This window comes from Lactobacillus sp. CBA3605 (assembly GCF_002970915.1).
In the GTDB taxonomy this organism is placed as follows: Bacteria; Bacillota; Bacilli; order Lactobacillales; family Lactobacillaceae; genus Lactiplantibacillus.
Genome location: NZ_CP027190.1, coordinates 1,582,032 through 1,598,903, shown reverse-complemented (window position 1 = coordinate 1,598,903; position 16,872 = coordinate 1,582,032). Strand labels below are relative to the sequence as shown.

Annotated in this window: 16 protein-coding genes; 11 read left to right on the top strand and 5 right to left on the bottom strand. The window is 45.5% G+C overall.

Annotated features, from left to right (window positions below; all coding sequences use genetic code 11):
* Positions 1-41 precede the first annotated feature (41 nt).
* Positions 42-1,553: an ATP-binding cassette domain-containing protein gene (locus C5Z25_RS07670; RefSeq protein ID WP_105452102.1), complete on the bottom strand. Its 1,512-nt coding sequence runs from the start codon at positions 1,551-1,553 to the stop codon at positions 42-44.
* Positions 1,554-1,847: 294 nt separating this feature from the next.
* Between C5Z25_RS07670 and C5Z25_RS07665 the strand changes: the two genes are divergently transcribed.
* Together C5Z25_RS07665 and C5Z25_RS07660 are read left to right on the top strand one after the other, a co-directional pair.
* A complete protein-coding gene (locus tag C5Z25_RS07665) occupies positions 1,848-2,237 on the top strand; it encodes a fluoride efflux transporter FluC (RefSeq protein WP_105452101.1) in 390 nt (129 codons plus the stop codon).
* Positions 2,231-2,584, top strand: coding sequence for a fluoride efflux transporter FluC (locus C5Z25_RS07660; protein WP_105452100.1), 354 nt, complete (start codon positions 2,231-2,233; stop codon positions 2,582-2,584). The genes C5Z25_RS07665 and C5Z25_RS07660 overlap by 7 nt, the downstream gene beginning before the upstream one ends.
* Positions 2,585-2,687: 103 nt before the next feature.
* On the opposite strand, the gene C5Z25_RS07655 is transcribed toward C5Z25_RS07660, so the two are convergent.
* Together C5Z25_RS07655 and C5Z25_RS07650 are read right to left on the bottom strand one after the other, a co-directional pair.
* Positions 2,688-2,882, bottom strand: a complete 195-nt coding sequence (locus tag C5Z25_RS07655; protein ID WP_105452099.1) for a small multidrug resistance protein — start codon at positions 2,880-2,882, stop codon at positions 2,688-2,690.
* 137 nt (positions 2,883-3,019) lie between these two features.
* Positions 3,020-4,207 carry an acetate/propionate family kinase gene (locus tag C5Z25_RS07650; RefSeq protein WP_105452098.1) on the bottom strand — a complete coding sequence of 396 codons (1,188 nt, stop codon included), beginning with the start codon at positions 4,205-4,207 and terminating at the stop codon, positions 3,020-3,022.
* A gap of 113 nt (positions 4,208-4,320) precedes the next feature.
* On the opposite strand from C5Z25_RS07650, the gene C5Z25_RS07645 reads away from it, so the two are divergent.
* Positions 4,321-5,187: an NFACT RNA binding domain-containing protein gene (locus C5Z25_RS07645; protein WP_234002726.1), complete on the top strand. Its 867-nt coding sequence runs from the start codon at positions 4,321-4,323 to the stop codon at positions 5,185-5,187.
* Positions 5,188-5,296: 109 nt separating this feature from the next.
* Here C5Z25_RS07645 and C5Z25_RS07640 read toward each other — a convergent pair whose 3' ends face one another.
* The gene (locus tag C5Z25_RS07640; RefSeq protein WP_105449615.1) at positions 5,297-5,518 is read right to left on the bottom strand and encodes a hypothetical protein; all 222 of its coding nucleotides are present in this window, start codon (positions 5,516-5,518) and stop codon (positions 5,297-5,299) included.
* A gap of 198 nt (positions 5,519-5,716) precedes the next feature.
* The gene (locus C5Z25_RS07635) at positions 5,717-6,340 is read right to left on the bottom strand and encodes a histidine phosphatase family protein (RefSeq protein WP_105452097.1); all 624 of its coding nucleotides are present in this window, start codon (positions 6,338-6,340) and stop codon (positions 5,717-5,719) included.
* Positions 6,341-6,687: 347 nt separating this feature from the next.
* Here C5Z25_RS07635 and serC point away from each other — a divergent pair, with 347 nt between their 5' ends.
* The 8 genes from serC to C5Z25_RS07600 all read left to right on the top strand — a co-directional run bounded on the left by serC (position 6,688) and on the right by C5Z25_RS07600 (position 16,861).
* Positions 6,688-7,788 carry a 3-phosphoserine/phosphohydroxythreonine transaminase gene (serC, locus tag C5Z25_RS07630; RefSeq protein ID WP_105452096.1) on the top strand — a complete coding sequence of 367 codons (1,101 nt, stop codon included), beginning with the start codon at positions 6,688-6,690 and terminating at the stop codon, positions 7,786-7,788.
* Positions 7,775-8,947 (top strand): phosphoglycerate dehydrogenase, encoded by a 1,173-nt coding sequence (locus C5Z25_RS07625; protein WP_105452095.1) that lies wholly within the window; start codon positions 7,775-7,777, stop codon positions 8,945-8,947. The genes serC and C5Z25_RS07625 overlap by 14 nt, the downstream gene beginning before the upstream one ends.
* 180 nt (positions 8,948-9,127) lie before the next feature.
* Positions 9,128-10,786: a peptide ABC transporter substrate-binding protein gene (locus C5Z25_RS07620; RefSeq protein WP_105452094.1), complete on the top strand. Its 1,659-nt coding sequence runs from the start codon at positions 9,128-9,130 to the stop codon at positions 10,784-10,786.
* A 175-nt stretch (positions 10,787-10,961) separates the two neighbouring features.
* Positions 10,962-11,804 (top strand): helix-turn-helix domain-containing protein, encoded by an 843-nt coding sequence (locus tag C5Z25_RS07615; RefSeq protein ID WP_105452093.1) that lies wholly within the window; start codon positions 10,962-10,964, stop codon positions 11,802-11,804.
* 95 nt (positions 11,805-11,899) lie between these two features.
* Positions 11,900-12,031 (top strand): hypothetical protein, encoded by a 132-nt coding sequence (locus C5Z25_RS12735; protein WP_255414755.1) that lies wholly within the window; start codon positions 11,900-11,902, stop codon positions 12,029-12,031.
* Between the two features lie 1,156 nt (positions 12,032-13,187).
* Positions 13,188-14,081, top strand: a complete 894-nt coding sequence (locus C5Z25_RS07610; RefSeq protein WP_105452092.1) for a LysR family transcriptional regulator — start codon at positions 13,188-13,190, stop codon at positions 14,079-14,081.
* A 328-nt stretch (positions 14,082-14,409) separates the two neighbouring features.
* Positions 14,410-15,813, top strand: a complete 1,404-nt coding sequence (gene nhaC / locus C5Z25_RS07605) for a Na+/H+ antiporter NhaC (RefSeq protein WP_105452091.1) — start codon at positions 14,410-14,412, stop codon at positions 15,811-15,813.
* Between the two features lie 133 nt (positions 15,814-15,946).
* Positions 15,947-16,861 (top strand): NADP-dependent oxidoreductase, encoded by a 915-nt coding sequence (locus C5Z25_RS07600; protein WP_105452090.1) that lies wholly within the window; start codon positions 15,947-15,949, stop codon positions 16,859-16,861.
* Positions 16,862-16,872: the final 11 nt, after the last annotated feature.

The window sequence follows — 16,872 nt, the reverse complement described above, 5'->3', positions numbered from 1 at the left end:
GTGACAGATACTGACTTTTAGCCCACACGTTTTATATTAACTTATTTTAAGGCCTCAATTTGCATACGCAAGGCTTGGATGTCAGCGGTTTTAGCGGTTGGATCTTGCATTAATTGATCATACTTGAACTGTAACAATGGTAAATCTGACGGTTGGGCCGCTTGCGTGGCAACTTGGGCTGGATCAATCAAAGTCCGGTCGGCGAAGGTTAGCGTCCGCGTCACGACCTGTTGCCGAAAAGTCGCATCATGAGAGACAAACAAGACCGTGCCGGGATAATGCTGCAAGTAAGCAGCTAATGCATCTAAGGCGGCAACGTCTAAATAATTGGTCGGTTCATCCAGAATTAAGACGTTGTACATCCCGACTAAAATCCGGGCCAGTTGAAGCTTGACCAATTCACCACCACTCAAGCTTGCCACGAGTTGTGAATAGAATCGAGCCGGCAATCCCAGGGCGCCCAAAACGTTACGAATCGTTTGATCCGGCAACGCACTGGTCGCACGGACTGTTTTCCAGACCGTCAACTGACCGTCTAGTAGCGTCATATCTTGATTAAAGACACCAATTTTAGCGGTTGGCGCCACGGCTAGGCCCGCCGTTCTAGCTTGAATAGCCTGTAATAATGTTGTTTTGCCACAGCCATTCGGACCGACTAATGCCACCCGTTCGCCCGGTTTGAGTTGCAAATTAAGTTGGTTTAAAATCGTTTGGTTGAACGCCCTTAACGTAAAGTCCGTCGCAGCAACGACTGTTTTACCCGTCAATGGCGGAAAGTCGGTTGCCACTAATTTGAAACCAGTCGCAGTCACTGGTTTGGCGACGGTCGCTTCACGCGCCCCCCGCTGGCCCAAGCTACTAGCACTGCGTTCCAACTTGGCAGCCGTCGCTTCACGTAACGATTTTGAATTAGCCCGTTCCGCTGGTGTTAAACGCCGATTGCCCCGCCGAACCCGTTGAGCCTTTTCACGCCGTGCCTGCATGGCCTGTTGTAACTCCTGCGTATGCCGTGTTTGACGGTCATACGCATTCTGTTGACTGGCTAACTGTTGCGCCTGCACTGCGGCATAAGCCGCATAATTACCAGCATAAGCCGTAAATTGGTGCTGGGCAACGGCCCACGTCTGGTCAGTCACCGCATTGAGCAACTGGCGATCATGGGAGATGAGCACTAATAGGCCGCGATATTGCTGTAGCTTTTTAATCAACCACGCTTGATGCGTCTCATCCAAATTAGATGACGGTTCATCCAAAATCAGAATTTCTGGTCGCTCCTGTAACGCCTGCCGCACCCGGGCCAACATAGCTTGCCCACCACTGCGGTCATGATTCGCTGCAATTTGTGGCACATAGCTGACTGGTGCATCGACCAATACTTGGCCGGTATAATCCTGATCGGCACCTGTAATCAGGTGGGCCAGGGTCGATTTACCAGCCCCATTGCGACCCACGACACCGATATGTGCCGAACCCGTCGCTTGTAATTGGTCAATTTCAAACAACGTTTGACCATTAATTTGTTTTTCAATTTTGCTTAATTTAAGACTTACCACGTTAAATTCCCCCTTAAATTCAGGGATTAAACTGGGCACAAAAAAAGTGCTCTCAATTAAGAGACCACTGGCATTTAGTATCCTGCCAGCCCAACTAATTAATCCCAAGAAAAGACAGTTGACCCCTTAAAGAGTGGTCAAAACTGTTCAATTACTCGCATTAATTAGTTACGCATTGGCTGAATACCCCGTTTTTCATAAGTTGTGTTATAGATTAACATGCTTTAATTTATTTTGCAACTAGGCTGCAAAGGCTTTAAACTGAAGCTAAACAATTCAAAGGAGCCAATATTTTTGAAAAAAATAAGTGCCATCGCCATTTTTGCTTTTATCGGTGGCGGTAGTCGTGAATGGCTCAGTCTGCTCATCAGCTGGCCGCAACATTTTTGGCTAACCGTCATTATTAACGTGACGGGTGCTTTCCTATTGAGTCTCGTAACGCAATTACTCCCAACCTGGCTATCGCTGTCCGAAGCGGTCATCACCGGGTTAAGCGTCGGCCTCATCGGTAGTTTTACCACCTTTTCTACTTTCACATTTGAAACCTTGCAACTCCTCCACCAACATCAGCTAGGTTTAGTAGGCGCTTATGTTGGTGCCAGCTTAGGATTAGGACTCGTCGCCAGCCTAGCAGGAAATTTACTGAGTCATTATTGGCTTACTAAGGGGGCGACCTCATGTTGATGGCAGTTAGTCTAGTTGGTGGCGGTGCGTCACTGGGCGCCCTCACCCGCTACGGTGTCATGACCCTCGCCAAGCCACTCAATCGTCGTTTCGCCTTACCCCTGGCTACCCTCATCATCAATCTTGTTGGCGCCTTACTCCTTGGCTGGGATTTGACCAGTTCATTGCCGCCGTTATGCCAACTTTTCTTGGGGGCTGGCATTATGGGTGGCCTGACAACGTTTTCCACCATGATTAACGAAATTATTTTATTAGCGCGTCACCACCATTGGGTCACGGCCAGTTGGTATTTAGGCCTCAGCTTTTTCGGCGGCTTAAGTTTTGTCTGGCTAGGAACTTTGCTTTAACCCACCATCAACCTGAACTGTACTTTTTATTTTACGCCAAAAAGCCGTCAGTCGTAATCAACCAGTGATTACGACTGACGGCTTTAAAAATAGCTTGAATTTACTAATTACGAAATGGGCTGGCAACTAAGGCTAAACCACCGATGGCTAGCACGGCAACACCTAGCCATAAGGCAATCCGAATTAAGAATAGGCCGACCACAATCATAGCCGCCAATCCAATCAGCCAAAAACCAACTTTAAAGACAACTTTCAGCAACCAAAAGCCAATTACTAAAGTAATCAATAACCCGATCATCTATGCGCTCAACAAACTGAGCTTCCCTCCTTACGGTCATCACAACCGCTGGTTGAACAAACTTGTTCTCAACGTTAAGTTTAGCATGGGCTGGCACCCAACGCCTACCGTCCAGTTCCAAGTTTAGGAAAGCTTAATTACTGTTGTAATGCGGCGACTTGGCGCACCATTGCTAACTCTTCGTTGGTTGGAATTAACATGACTTTAATCGCTGAATCGGCGCTACTAATCACACCTTCGTTACCGGCAGCATTCAAGTCAGCATCCAGCTTAAGACCAAAGATACTTAATTCATCAACAATTTGTTGCCGTAATTGCGCATTATGTTCGCCAATCCCACCGGCAAAAATCACCGCATCGGCCCCGTGCAATTCAGTCAAGTAACTACCAGCATACTTCGTAATACGGTTCACAAAAATATCAACCGCTAACTTCGCTTGCGGATTAGTCGTTTCTTGGGCTTTAATCTCGCGCATATCTGGTGAAATCCCTGAAACACCAAGTAATCCTGACTTGTTATTCAACATCATCATGATTTCATTGGGATCGCTAATCTTTAGGACCTGCATTAAATAAGGCAACACAGCTGGATCGACATCCCCAGCACGCGTCCCCATCGTAACACCCGTTAATGGCGTAAAGCCCATCGAAGTATCATAAGCTTTGCCGGCTTTAACGGCGGCTAATGAAGCGCCACTACCTAAATGTAGCGTGACCAAGTCGACTGCTGAAACGGGCTTACCCAATAATTCAGCCGCCCGATTAGTCAAATAGCGGTGTGAAATACCATGTTCGCCATACCGGCGAATATGGTATTTTTGTGTTAATTCATACGGTAAACTATAAATCGCGTTCATCTCTGGTAAATCCGTAAAGAATTGACTGTCAAAAACAGCATACTGCTTCACATTAGGTAAGGTTTGTGCCATGGTTTCAATCCCTTTTGCTTCCATCGGATTGTGTAACGGCGCAAAGTTACTTAACTGCTTAATCGTATCCAAGACGGCTGGCGTTACTTCCACTGCGTGCTTGAAAGTTTCACCACCGGCAACCACGCGATGGGCCACCGCCGTAATTTCTGCCAACGTTTGAATCACATGCAACCGTTGTAATTCTGCCAACATCATTTGAGCCGCTTGGTTCTGGTCCAAATTATCAACCACGGTCTCAAATTTTTGATGGTCACCGTACTTAATCGTAAAGATTGAGCCGGGCATACTAATTCGCTCTACCATACCGCTAGCTAGCACCGTTTCAGCGGGCATTTCAAATAACTGCCACTTTAACGACGAACTACCAGCATTAATAATTAATGTTTTTTGCATCGAAATATCAACCTCCCATATAATAGAATACCGAATTTTCATGAAAAGTGTTGAATTATTTTGAATGCGGTATACTAAACCTACGTTTATCTTCAAGCAAAGGACGGTTACTCATGTCAATTTCAACCGAACCAACCGATACACAACTCGTCCAAGCTGCGATGACCCGGCAGCTTTTTCGGACTAACAAACAAATTACAGCTCTAACCCGCGCCATTGGTCAAGTGGGTGATGCCACCGACCTACAAGTCAAAGGCACTTTACTAAAAACCTATGCGAGTCAAATCACTGGTCATCAGCAGACCGTGACCTTGCCCGATTATCGAACCCCTGGGCAGACCATTACGATTCAACTCGATGTCGCTAAGTCGATTATGGTCAATGCCGAAGCTTACTTCCATGCTTATCGCAAAGCCAAACGTGGCCTAGCAACCGTCACTGAACACTTGCAAACAGCTAAGCAGCTTCGCCAAGCACAACTCGACCGGCAGGCCAGCTTTCAACCGACCGACGCCGCACAAGTTGCCACGCTAAAACAAGCATTGATTGCTGAAGGCGCCTTAAAAATGCATGTTTTACATTCATCAAAAGCGCCCGAACCAGCACATCCGCGTCGCTTTTACACGAGCGACCACGTGTTAGTGGAAGTTGGTAAAGATAGCGATCAAAACGATCACTTGACCCTGACTGCCCGTAAGGATTACTACTGGATGCATGTAAGCGAACTCGCTGGGTCACACGTGGTCATTCATAGCAATCACCCTAGCCAACAGACCTTAACCGAAGCGGCCGTCTTGACGGCTTACTACAGTAAAGGCCGCAAATACCCACGGGTTCCGGTTGACGTCTTAAAAGTTAGTCAACTTCGAAAGCCGAAGGGCGCCAAATCTGGCCTCGTCACTTTTAGTGGTCAAGCGCAGACGATCACTGTCCGACCGGATGCCACATTAGTCAAACAGTTACGGGTTCAAGCTGATTAACACGCACTTTGAGCCAAAAAATAATCGCCGCAAGAATTCAAAAAATTCTTACGGCGATTATTTGGTATCGGTCATCACCGATACTAAAACAAGCTTTTGGGCTGACTAGTTAACGCTGCCACCAGGGTTCTTTCAAAAAGACAATCTCAGTCACATCGCTGATGGCAATTTGATTAACAATGCCGGCCTGTTGATTTAAGAAGACGGCCGTATCATTGACCGCTGCGATTAAGCCGCTGGGATTGCGCCCATCCGTTAAGCCTAATCGCACCACACAATTCAATTCATACGCTTGTAATAACGACGCTTCAATTGTTTTCAGCTGTTCCATTCAGATCACCTCATCGAAAATAGTATCCTAATCATAGCACATTTACAGAACGCATGTTCGATATTTAAAGTTACAGTTTGATTACTTTTTAGTCTACCGACCTAGGCTAAAATTTGCTTAATCGTGGTCACTCCGGTAGCACTAAAAGTTAACGGCTGCGTCGCTGCTGAATGAGTCAATTTAAATTCCCCGCCATTTTTAAAAGCCAACTTGCCGATTATAATAGCTCACATAGGCGCGATCTTCCGCTGGCACCACGGTCAACTTCGTCACACTGGCATTATCCGGTTCAGGAATACTCATCGGATCAGCCGGTTTTAAGATAGCAAGTAACATCGCCTTCACTGTAAACCCGTGCGTCACCACGATAATCTGCTCAGTTGGATGGGTTTGTGCCGTCGTCGTTAAGAAGTCGGTCACTCGTTGGACCACATGATCAAACGACTCTCCAGCCGTTGCAACCTTGATATAACTTGGCAAGACGTCATGTAAGGCGGGATCAAAATATTGGGGATACTGCGCTTTTAGCTCGGCATTTTTTTGACCATCCCATTGACCATATGAGATTTCAAGTAAGCGCTCATCGAGTGTGATCGGCAAATCACGACCATGATTTAGAATAGCGGCAGTCGCTTGCGTCCGAGCTAACGGACTCACGATTAAGCGGTCAGCAAAACTAATGTCAAAACGTGCTTGTAGTGCTTGTGCTTGGCGCTCACCAACCGCATTTAAATGCGTAATAGCGGTATTAATCGTCCCTTGTTTTAAGTCTTGAGCATTGGCAGTCGTTTGACCATGCCGGACAATATAGAAAGTAGTCATCAGCTGAATCTCCTTGCATTAATTGGCTTAGTTGCTTTTCATTATGCCACAATAATTTTAGTCATGTTAGCTTGACAAATTTTTACCGGCTTGGTAGATTTAAGGCAACGAAATTTTAGGAGTGGTCAGCATGGTTATTAATCGTCAAGCTAACTTAATCGTCTCCTCCTGGTCAACACAGACAACTGTGTCGGCCTAGTTTTGCGTTCCAACAAAGCCCGCGCACTTGTCAATGACCATTGATGACGCGGACGGTTATAACTCCTGACTTTAAGTCCGCGTAATCAAAATTGATTGCGCGGACTTTTTTTAGCTAGTCGTCCGTTAATTTGAAAGTGGGGATATTAATGCCAATTTATAATTTTTCCGCCGGTCCGGCCGTCATGCCGCAATCAGTGATTGCTCAGATTCAAGCTGAATTACCATCATTTCAAGGATCGCACATGAGTATCATGGAACTTTCACACCGCTCCCAGTTATTTGACCAGGTTATCACTGATGCTGAAGCTGATTTACGGACGCTGATGCAAATTCCTGATAATTATCGCGTGCTCTTCTTTCAAGGTGGTGGCACCTTACAATTCACCGCCGCACCGTTAAATTTAGCGATTCAACATCATCATATCGGTCTCCTCGATAGTGGTCATTGGGCGAGTCGGGCTGCGGATGAAGCCACGCGCGTCCACACTAAAGTCGATATTTTGGGTAGCAGTGCGGCGACTCACTTCACCACCTTACCGACCCTCAATCAGCCGGTCGCAACTGACTTAGACTATGTCCATGTCACAACTAATAACACGATTGAAGGCACAGCCTATACCACTTTACCTGTCACAGGGACCGTCCCCTTAGTCGCCGACATGTCGTCTAACTTTTTAGGCCAGATTTACAACGTCGCCGACTTTGGGATGATTTTTGCCGGTGCTCAAAAAAATCTCGGTCCAGCTGGCTTAACCTTAGTCATTGTTCGTGATGACTTAATTGGGCACGCAAAACACCTGCCCAGCATGCTTGACTATCAGCTCTTTGCAACCAAACGGTCGATGTTCAATACCCCGCCAGTCATGGCCATTTATGCCGCTGGACTAGTCTTGAAATGGCTCAAAACACAAGGTGGCGTCGCCGTCATGGCCCAACGTAACCGCCAAAAAGCGGCTTTATTATATGACTTTTTGGATCAATCCACGTTGTTTAATAATCCCGTCGCCCCCGCTGACCGGTCACTGATGAACGTCCCTTTTAAGACGGTTAGTCCAGCCTTAGATACGCAAGTGATTGCCGGTGCTACTCAAAATGGCTTATTGAATTTAAAAGGTCATCGCTTATTAGGCGGCATGCGTGCTAGTTTTTATAACGCTATGCCAATCGCTGGTGTGCAAGCACTCGTTGATTATCTCGCCACTTTTGAAGCCACTCATAAAGGAGTTCAGTCAAATGTATCAAATTAAAACTTATAACGCGATTGCCCAAGCCGGCTTAGACCGGTTTACCAGCGATTACCAACTCAACCAAACCGATGATCCTGATGCTTATCTCATTCGCTCAGTCGACCTCACGCACCAACCCCTACCAGCAACACTCAAAGTGATTGCCCGCGCCGGAGCTGGCGTCAATAATATTCCCATCGCCGCCGCTACTAAAAATGGGACGGCGGTTTTCAACACACCTGGCAGTAACGCCAATGCGGTTAAAGAACTCGTCATTGCGCTCTTAATTGTGGCCTCACGGAACTTAATCGAAGCCGCTAATTATTCAGCCCGCCACACTGAAGCAGACGTCTCGCAACGCACCGAACATGACAAAACCAAATTCAACGGTACCGAATTATACGGCAAGACGCTCGCCGTCGTTGGTCTGGGACATGTCGGGGTCTTAGTGGCGAACGCGGCCCTCGCCCTCGGGATGAACGTTGTCGGCTACGATCCGTACCTGTCAGCCAACGCTGCCTGGAATATTTCCAAACAAGTCCAGCGCGCCGCTACCTTACCGATGGCCGTTAAAGATGCAGATTATGTCACCGTTCATGTCCCTAAAAGTGCGGCAACTTTAAACTTAATTGGCGCCCCTGAATTGGCTGCAATGCCAGCCAAGGTCCAATTATTCAATTACGCGCGCAGTGGAATTGTGGATAATAGTGCCGTTTTAGCAGCCATCAAGACTGGCCAAGTGGCCCACTATTACACTGACTTTGGTGAACCGAGCTTGGCTAACCAAGCCCAGGTCACCGTCACTCCCCACATCGGCGGATCGACCATCGAGGCCGAAGTTAACGGGGCCACCGCAGCCGCCCAAGCCATCATGACTTACCTTGAAACGGGCAATGTTCAAGATGCCATTAACTTACCCAACCTAAGCGTGCCATTTAATGCCGCCAATCGATTCACTATCATTCATCAAAACGTGCCCAATATGGTTAGTCAAATCACCGCAACACTAGCAGCAGCAGGGCTCAATATCGCGTCAATGGCGAACGCTGCTAAGCAGCAAACCGCCTACACCATCATTGATATTGATGCGCTTGACCATACCCGTAGTCAGCACTTAATCACGACACTCAACCAAATTCCGGCTGTTGATCGCGTCCGGCTACTTAAACGACCTTACTAAACCAAAGCTACTCTGACATTGTTAGGTGAATTCTTTTACTAAGCAGTCCCGGTGAAACCCACCGCTGGGACTGCTTTTTTGATGTCCGGCTAAAAATAATTTTAATTTTAAGTTGATTTTAATCTATTTTTAATGTATTCTCATCCTTATATCATAAAAGGAACTAGGGGGTCCCCGCTCATGAAATGGCAAAAAATCACTGCGGCACTTGCCGTCACTGCCACCATCGGGCTATTATTAGCCGGTTGCGGCAAAACCAACTCGTCCAGTAGTAACAGTCAATCAACTGGCAAACTAGCCAGTTCACAAGTTTTAAATTGGTCTGAAAATGGCCAAGATTTATCCACACTAGATCCATCACTAGCAGTCGACGTCATTAGTGGCACCATGATTAGTAACTCACAAGAAGGCCTTTATCGCATTGGCAATGATAGTAAAATCACGCCGGGCATTGCGACTGCCACCAAGATTTCTAAAGATAAGTTAACCTATACCTTTACGTTACGTAAAAATGCCCATTGGAGTAACGGCGACCAAGTCACGGCGCAAGACTTCGTTTATGGTTGGCGCCGGAGTGTCGATCCCAAGACGGCCTCACAATACGCTTACCTCTACTCCGGCATTAAAAATGCCGATAAAATCACCAGTGGCAAAGCAAAGCCCACAACTTTAGGGATTAAAGCTGATGGTAAGTACCAGTTAACTGTCACGTTAGAAAAACCCATTGAGTATTTCAAGCTATTGATGGGCTTTGATGTTTTCTTCCCCCAAAACGAAAATGCCGTTAAAAAATATGGTAAAGCCTATGGGACCAGCTCTAGTAAAATGGTCTACGATGGGCCGTTTAAAATGACTGGTTGGGAAGGGACCAACGCTACTTGGACCTTAGTTAAAAACGACCAATACTGGGACAAAAAGAATGTCCACCTAACCAAGATTCATGATCAAGTCATCAAATCAACCACGACCGCCTTTAACTTGTTCCAGAGCGGTAAGCTTGATATGGCAACCTTATCTGGTCAACAAGTTAAAAACGAAAAGAACAACAATAAGTTAGTTATTCGCAAATCTTCCCGCCTAAATTACTTGGAATTCAATCAAAAGAAAGTTAAGGCCTTAGCCAACACTAAGTTGCGTCAAGCCATGTCCTTAACGCTCAACCGGAAACAGCTCGTCAATAATGTTTTAGGTGACGGTTCGGTCACGCCAAAGGGCTTTGTGACCGCCGGCTTAGCGAAAGATCCAACCACTGGCAAAGACTTCGCCACGGAAAATACTGTTAACAGTTCAGTGACCCAAGACAATGCCAAGGCCAAAAAGCTCTGGCGTGAAGGCTTGGCAGCGGTTGGCAAAAAGAGCTTAACATTGACTTTAACGCATGATGATACTGATCAGATGAAAGCTCTATCAGAATATGTTCAAGGCCAATTAGAAAAAGAATTGCCAGGCCTAAAAATCACGAGCATCACCGTTCCTTATAAGACACGGATTGCTCGAGAAACTGCCGGGAACTTCCAATTGGTACTATCCGCATGGCAAGCTGATTTCTCCGATCCAATTTCAGATTTAGGTATCATGACCTCAACGAACGATTACAACTTCGGTAAATGGGCCAACTCAGATTACGATGCCGCAATTACGACTGCCGCTAATACGACCAACAGCAAAACTCGTTGGGCGGCTTTAGCCAAAGCTGAAAAGATTATCGGGACTGACCAAGGCGTCGCCCCACTTTCACAAAACGTCATCGCCCAGATGGTTAATCCAAAGCTAAAAGGTTTAATTTACAATACTGCGGGCATTAACTATAATTTCAAGTCCGCTTACATGGCTAAATAACTGCACCAAGTCACATTGAAGTGCCCCATCATCATTAACTAACTAGTCTAATGATGATGGAGCACTTTTTTACTGCCAGATTCCAGTCAAGGCTTGTCACACCCGATGTTAGCCTTGTTGTTCATCGTCAATTCTGATAAAGTTAATGCGATAACCTTTAAGGGGGTCCATAAAAATGAACATTGAATTATTTATTGCCCGTCGCAAGGCTTTAGGCTTATCACAAAAAGCCCTATCTGCGGGAATCTGTACCCAAGCAACCTTAAGCAAATTTGAAAATAACGGCAAGGCCCCAGCAATTCGGATTGTCGCACAACTTTGTCAGCGCCTCCAATTACAACTAGAAGACGTTTTCCCAACGGAACGGGTCGCAGATGCGGCTGTCTTAACGGAACTCGAAAAAGTTGAATTTGATTTAATTACCAGTGACTACGCCGACGCCGAAATACGGCTCAAAAAAATTGCCGACCTGCCCCGCCACGATCAAGAAACCAAGCTACAATATTACTATTTAAACGGCTATGTTGCCGCCCTTAATCACCATCCCATTAGTGATGTCTTATTTAATTTTGACCAAATCATCACCGATTTAGATGAACAGCATGCCCTCATTTATACTCAGCTCGCTTATTGTGGCAGCGGGATTGCCTACCAATATAATCATGAACTAAATAAGGCTCAGTATTACTTTGAAAAAGTTCGTCATGCTTTGCCAAATCTCGCTTTAACAACGACGGCCAGTGTCTGGCGCGTGATTAATTTAGCCTTTCACACGGGCGCCTTTTACGCTGAATTAGGCGAAACCGACCAGAGTGAGAAGCTGCTTGCGTACGCTATCAAGATTTGTGCCCAATTCCACGTCACTTTTTATGTTGCTCGTGTTAAATTTTTACAGGCGCAATTAAGCTCAGATCCAGCCAAGACTGCATTACTCTTAAATGACGCTGCCGCCTTTGCAAGAATCAACAATAATCAACAATTACTTAAGAAAATTGCAACTTATGCAAAAGTTCGTTAATTTACCAGCTTATTAATTGCATTTCACCGCCAACTCGCCTAAACTGCAAGTAATCAAAACGTTACTAGTGCTTTAACGAAAAGGAGGTCTTGCACATGCTACTAGCAGGTTTATTAGCAGCTGCTGGGCTCGCGGCCGTTGCTGGTGTTGTCGCCGGGAACCGCGTCCCCGCTGCTCAACCCGTTCGAATAAGACCCACAAACCGATCACATCAAGATCGGCGTTAAGGACCATTCAATCAAAATTCAAAAAAACTGCGACTAACTAACGTCGCAGTTTTTTTATGGCTAATTTATTTACCGCCACCAAAGATATGGTCCAAGCTTTGATTAAAGCGCTCACGGTCAATCGTCGTATCACCGCTTAGTTGCAAGCCTGGCCTTAAAAAACGGCCTTTCGATTAACTCACTTACATAATAACGTTTTCATTCCAATCGTAAAGTAGGAAGTTACCAACTAAACCATTGTATTTAATTCGGTTTGTTTATAATAATATTTTATACTGAATTAACAAACTCATTGATTTTAAGCCGTTTATCGAATTAATAATCGGTTTAGTATTATAATAACTTATATAGAACAGATGATTCCCAACACCGCTAGCTAAATTAGCACACCCCTTTAACCAATACGCCGTGATTATGTCGGTTTATATTAACTTAGTCAGTACAGCCCAACCACTCAGCCAGACTAAATCGACTTATTAACATCAGTTATAGTTTTAGGGGGTTAACTTTATTCGTCGTAAAATTAGTCAAAACTAAAGAAAACGTTGTCAACACTAACTTTTCCTCCTTTTCAGCTGGCAAATCACCTCGTTGAAATTAAATATGACACCGCTTTAACCGATAAGTAATGCTTATAAGTTGCTTTTTTGTTGCTTGGTCGATAACTCATCATAATTGGGTGCGTCAAACAGGTTATAAACTAAATTTATTTTCTAGCGTTGTTTTTTCTATTTCTAATATTAATTATAACCATTTCATAGTGGTCCTACCGGCACTCATTTTATGAGATCCCCAGTTAGCTGCGCCATTTCATTTAACCATTGGGAGCGTTGAAACCCCTCAGTCATCAGCATTTCCGGTCGTCAACACTGCCGATTAATCATTATTAAAATTAATTATAAATTTAAGCCTTCAACCATTATATGATTAATTGCCCTAAATTAAATATTCAGTAACATAATTAGCCTGTTCAAGCGATAATCGTGGTATGATTAATTGGTCAACTGATAACCCAAACATCAAGGTCGGGTCATTGAACACCCCCTTAATCAATAAGTTTTTTTTATAATTATGTCTAAATAACTCAAACTTTAGCTAGCCCAGAACGATTCTTTGATGAATCGTCACTAACAATTCTTATGGAGGCTACATTTTCATGAACATTAAGGATCTGTATTACTTTCAGCGTTTGATTAGTACCCAGAGTTATACCCAAACGGCCGCCGACTTTCATGTTAGTCAGCCAACAATTTCTCAGGCTATCAAACGTCTTGAACGTCATTTCCAAGTGACACTCTTTTTTCGCCAAGCCAAGACTAAAGCCCTGGTCTTAACGCCCAGCGGTCAACAACTCTTATTAGCCGCTAATGATATTACATCTAACTGGCAACACGTAAACGAATCCATTAGTCACTTGCGTCAGCACACGTTGCGGCTCGGTGTTGAACCGGCCATTGGTGAACATTATTTGCCAGCCTTAACCAGACCGATTATTGAAAAAGACTTATTGGATAGTGTCCACACCGTTGAAATGGGTGCTAACCAATTAGTCAAACAAGTCTTAGCTGGTCAGCTTGACTTAGCAATTAGTGGGAATCTCGACCAAACACTCGATGAACGCTTAGCGGTAACGCCCTTGCGACCATTTGAGTTTAAAATTTTGAGTCACCCTGATCACCCATTTGCACAATTAGAACATCCTACTTTCAAGGATGCTTTACAGTACCCGTTCGTAATTTTAAATGCCACTTACCTAAACAAACTTGTCTTCCACCAATTGACAGAACAATTATCAATTGAACCGCAAGTTCTATTTGAGTCGGATAATAGTAATTTAATCAGCGGTTTAGTCCGTGAAAACATGGCGTTAGGCTTTGTTTCAGACATTACCACGGCACCCATTGATGGCTTAGTTAAATTACCCATTAACGATGTTCAAATTCCAAGCGTGCATATCAATTTAATTCGCCGGTCCCACCAATTTCCAATCGGCTTGTTCAAAGAAGTCATGGATATCGTGGAACAAACCTTTAATGCGGATCAAGGCTAACCTTTTAACTGTCACACTTGACGTTCTGGTCACAACATGCTAATATCGCCTTTAACTTAATAATGAACGTTAATTTTACTTTCAAGTAACATCTTAACTGTGGGTCAGGAAGTCGGTGGTTGCTGCGAACCGATCAGGTTAATGATGCCGAAATACGGTAAAATGTCCGGGTTCGCCCGGCGGATAATAACTAGAACCGTTACCTTCTAGTGAGTGGAAGTGACTTAAAGTTGCTTCAAGCTGGGTGGTACCACGGTCTAATCAATCGTCCCTGTTGCATTAATTGCAATAGGGACGATTTTTTTGTCAAAAAAAAGGAGTGTTGACCATGCAACCTAATTCTCATTGGCGGCCGGTTCGTTTACCCGCCGCGCTACTTATTTTATTACTCATGTTAACGATTATGGGGCTAGGCGTCATCAAGTTCGGGCTTTCTCCACAGACCCCCGTCATTTTAGTTATCGCATTACTGATTCTCTGGGCCAAAACTCGCGGGGCAACCTGGGAAGAGATTCATGCCGGCATTGTAGATGGCATTACCACTGGTATCATTCCAATCTTTATCTTTCTGTTGATCGGTGCCTTAATCAGTGTTTGGATTGCGGCCGGTATTATTCCATCCATGATGGTCTTCGGCTTCCATCTGATTTCCGCACAATGGTTCGTGCCCTCGGTCTTCTTAGTTTGTGCCATTATCGGGACTTCAATTGGGAGTGCTTTTACCATTATTTCGACGATTGGGATTGCGCTATTCGGGATTGGGACCACTATGGGGATTAACCCGGCCTTAATTGCCGGTGCCATCATTTCCGGTGCTATTTTTGGAGACAAGACGTCACCACTATCTGATTCAACAAATTTAGCCGCTGCCATCGCTGAAAGTGATCTCTTTAACCATATTCGAAACTTAATGTGGTCCACGATTCCCGCTTTCGTCGTTTCGCTTGGCCTATACACCATTCTCGGTTTAGGGGCCGCCACAGGTAGCCAGTTGGGAAAAATCCAAACAACTTTGGCCGTGCTAAATCAAAATTTCACCATTAGTTGGTGGGCAAGCTTACCACTGTTACTCATGTTAGGCTGTGCGTTACGCAAAATTCCCGCCATTCCGACCCTCTTATTGAATATTGGTCTGGCCATCGTAATGTTGTTTATTGAACAGCCCCACACGCCATTAACCAAAGTTGCCGGCATGATTGAAACAGGGTTCGTGGCAAAAACCGGCAATGCGGGTGTCGATCAGTTACTGTCCCGGGGTGGTATCAGCGCAATGATGGGCACCGTTTCGTTAATATTGTTGACCCTAGCGTTAGGCGGTTTGCTCATGAAATTCAACCTCGTGCAAACTGCCATGGTGCCCCTCGCCAAGCGCCTCCATGGCACCGGCGCCACTGTCACCGCAACAATTCTAGCGGGTATCGGTGTCAATCTCTTTGTTGGTGAACAGTACCTCTCCGTTATTCTGCCAGGGAAAGCTTTCAAAAAAACTTTTAATGACCGCGGCTTAGCTAATCTCGCCTTGAGCCGAGTCCTAGAAGATGGCGGAACCGTCATTAACTACCTCATTCCTTGGGGCGTTGCGGGCGCCTTCGCAGCCAATACATTAGGCGTGAGCACGCTGGCTTACCTCCCATTTTGCTTCTTCAGCTTATTGTCGCCGCTCTTCTCCATTCTAAGTGGTTTCACTGGTTGGGGGCTCAAGCGTCAGCCTAAAAAAACAGTTGCCGAGTGAATAAGCAAGCCATTGCGCTTACTAAGTTAGTCACCAAACAAAGCCCCTAATCTGATGGTCGTAGCTTGTGGTTTGCCCTTGTCCGCCGCTACAATTGGCTTAAAGAACTTTTTTGCCTAGGAGGGGGAAAACGATGCTTGCATATGGTTATCGCAAATTTGGGGGACCTGCCATTTTTGAAGCAATCGAACAGCCAGCTTTAGAACCAACCGCGAATCAGCTGGTCATTGAAACATCAGCGGTAAATTTAAATGATATTGATCGCCTTGATCATCTGGGAACTAACCCGGACACGCCATTACCACTCATTCCCGGCCATGATGTCGTTGGTCGCGTCATCAAAGTGGGGGCCGCTGTGACAGATATGCCGTTGCAGACCCGCGTAGCTGCGCATACAGAACATGCCTACGCTGAACAAGTCTGTGTAGATGCTGATACTGTGGTCACAGTGCCGGACAATTTAACAGCGGCAATGGCAGCTAGTCTGATTACACCGGGTATTACCGCTTATAAAACCGTTCGTTATTTTGCTGACGTTCAGGCCGGCCAAACCGTGATTGTCAAAGGCGCAGCCGGTGGCGTGGGAATGCTCGTCGTCCAATTGGCCCAGCGTCTAGGAGCCCACGTGATTGCCATTGCGAGTCAGCGCCATGCAGACGAACTTGCGGCCTTAGGTTTAGACCAGTTTGTGGCTTATGATCATCAAAATCCCGCCCATGTCTTAGCTGACCGGGGGGACGTGATTATCAACGTCACGCTCAATGGCGTAGATGGTAAGACCGATTTGGCGATGGCTAAATTTGATGCGACAATTGTTTCAGTCGCTAAACGGTTACCAGCTAGTAGTAAATCAATTCGTTTCCAATCCATTCACGCAACTAATGCCATTTCTGACCAGGCCGCGTTACAAATGTTATTCAAATTACTCAGTACTGATCAATTACGGACCACCATTGGGACCCACTTACCATTCACATTAGCAGGCTTCACTCAAGGCCAAGCATTATTAGCGGGAACCCATGATGGCCGGATTGTTATTGAAAAATAACTGCAAAAAAA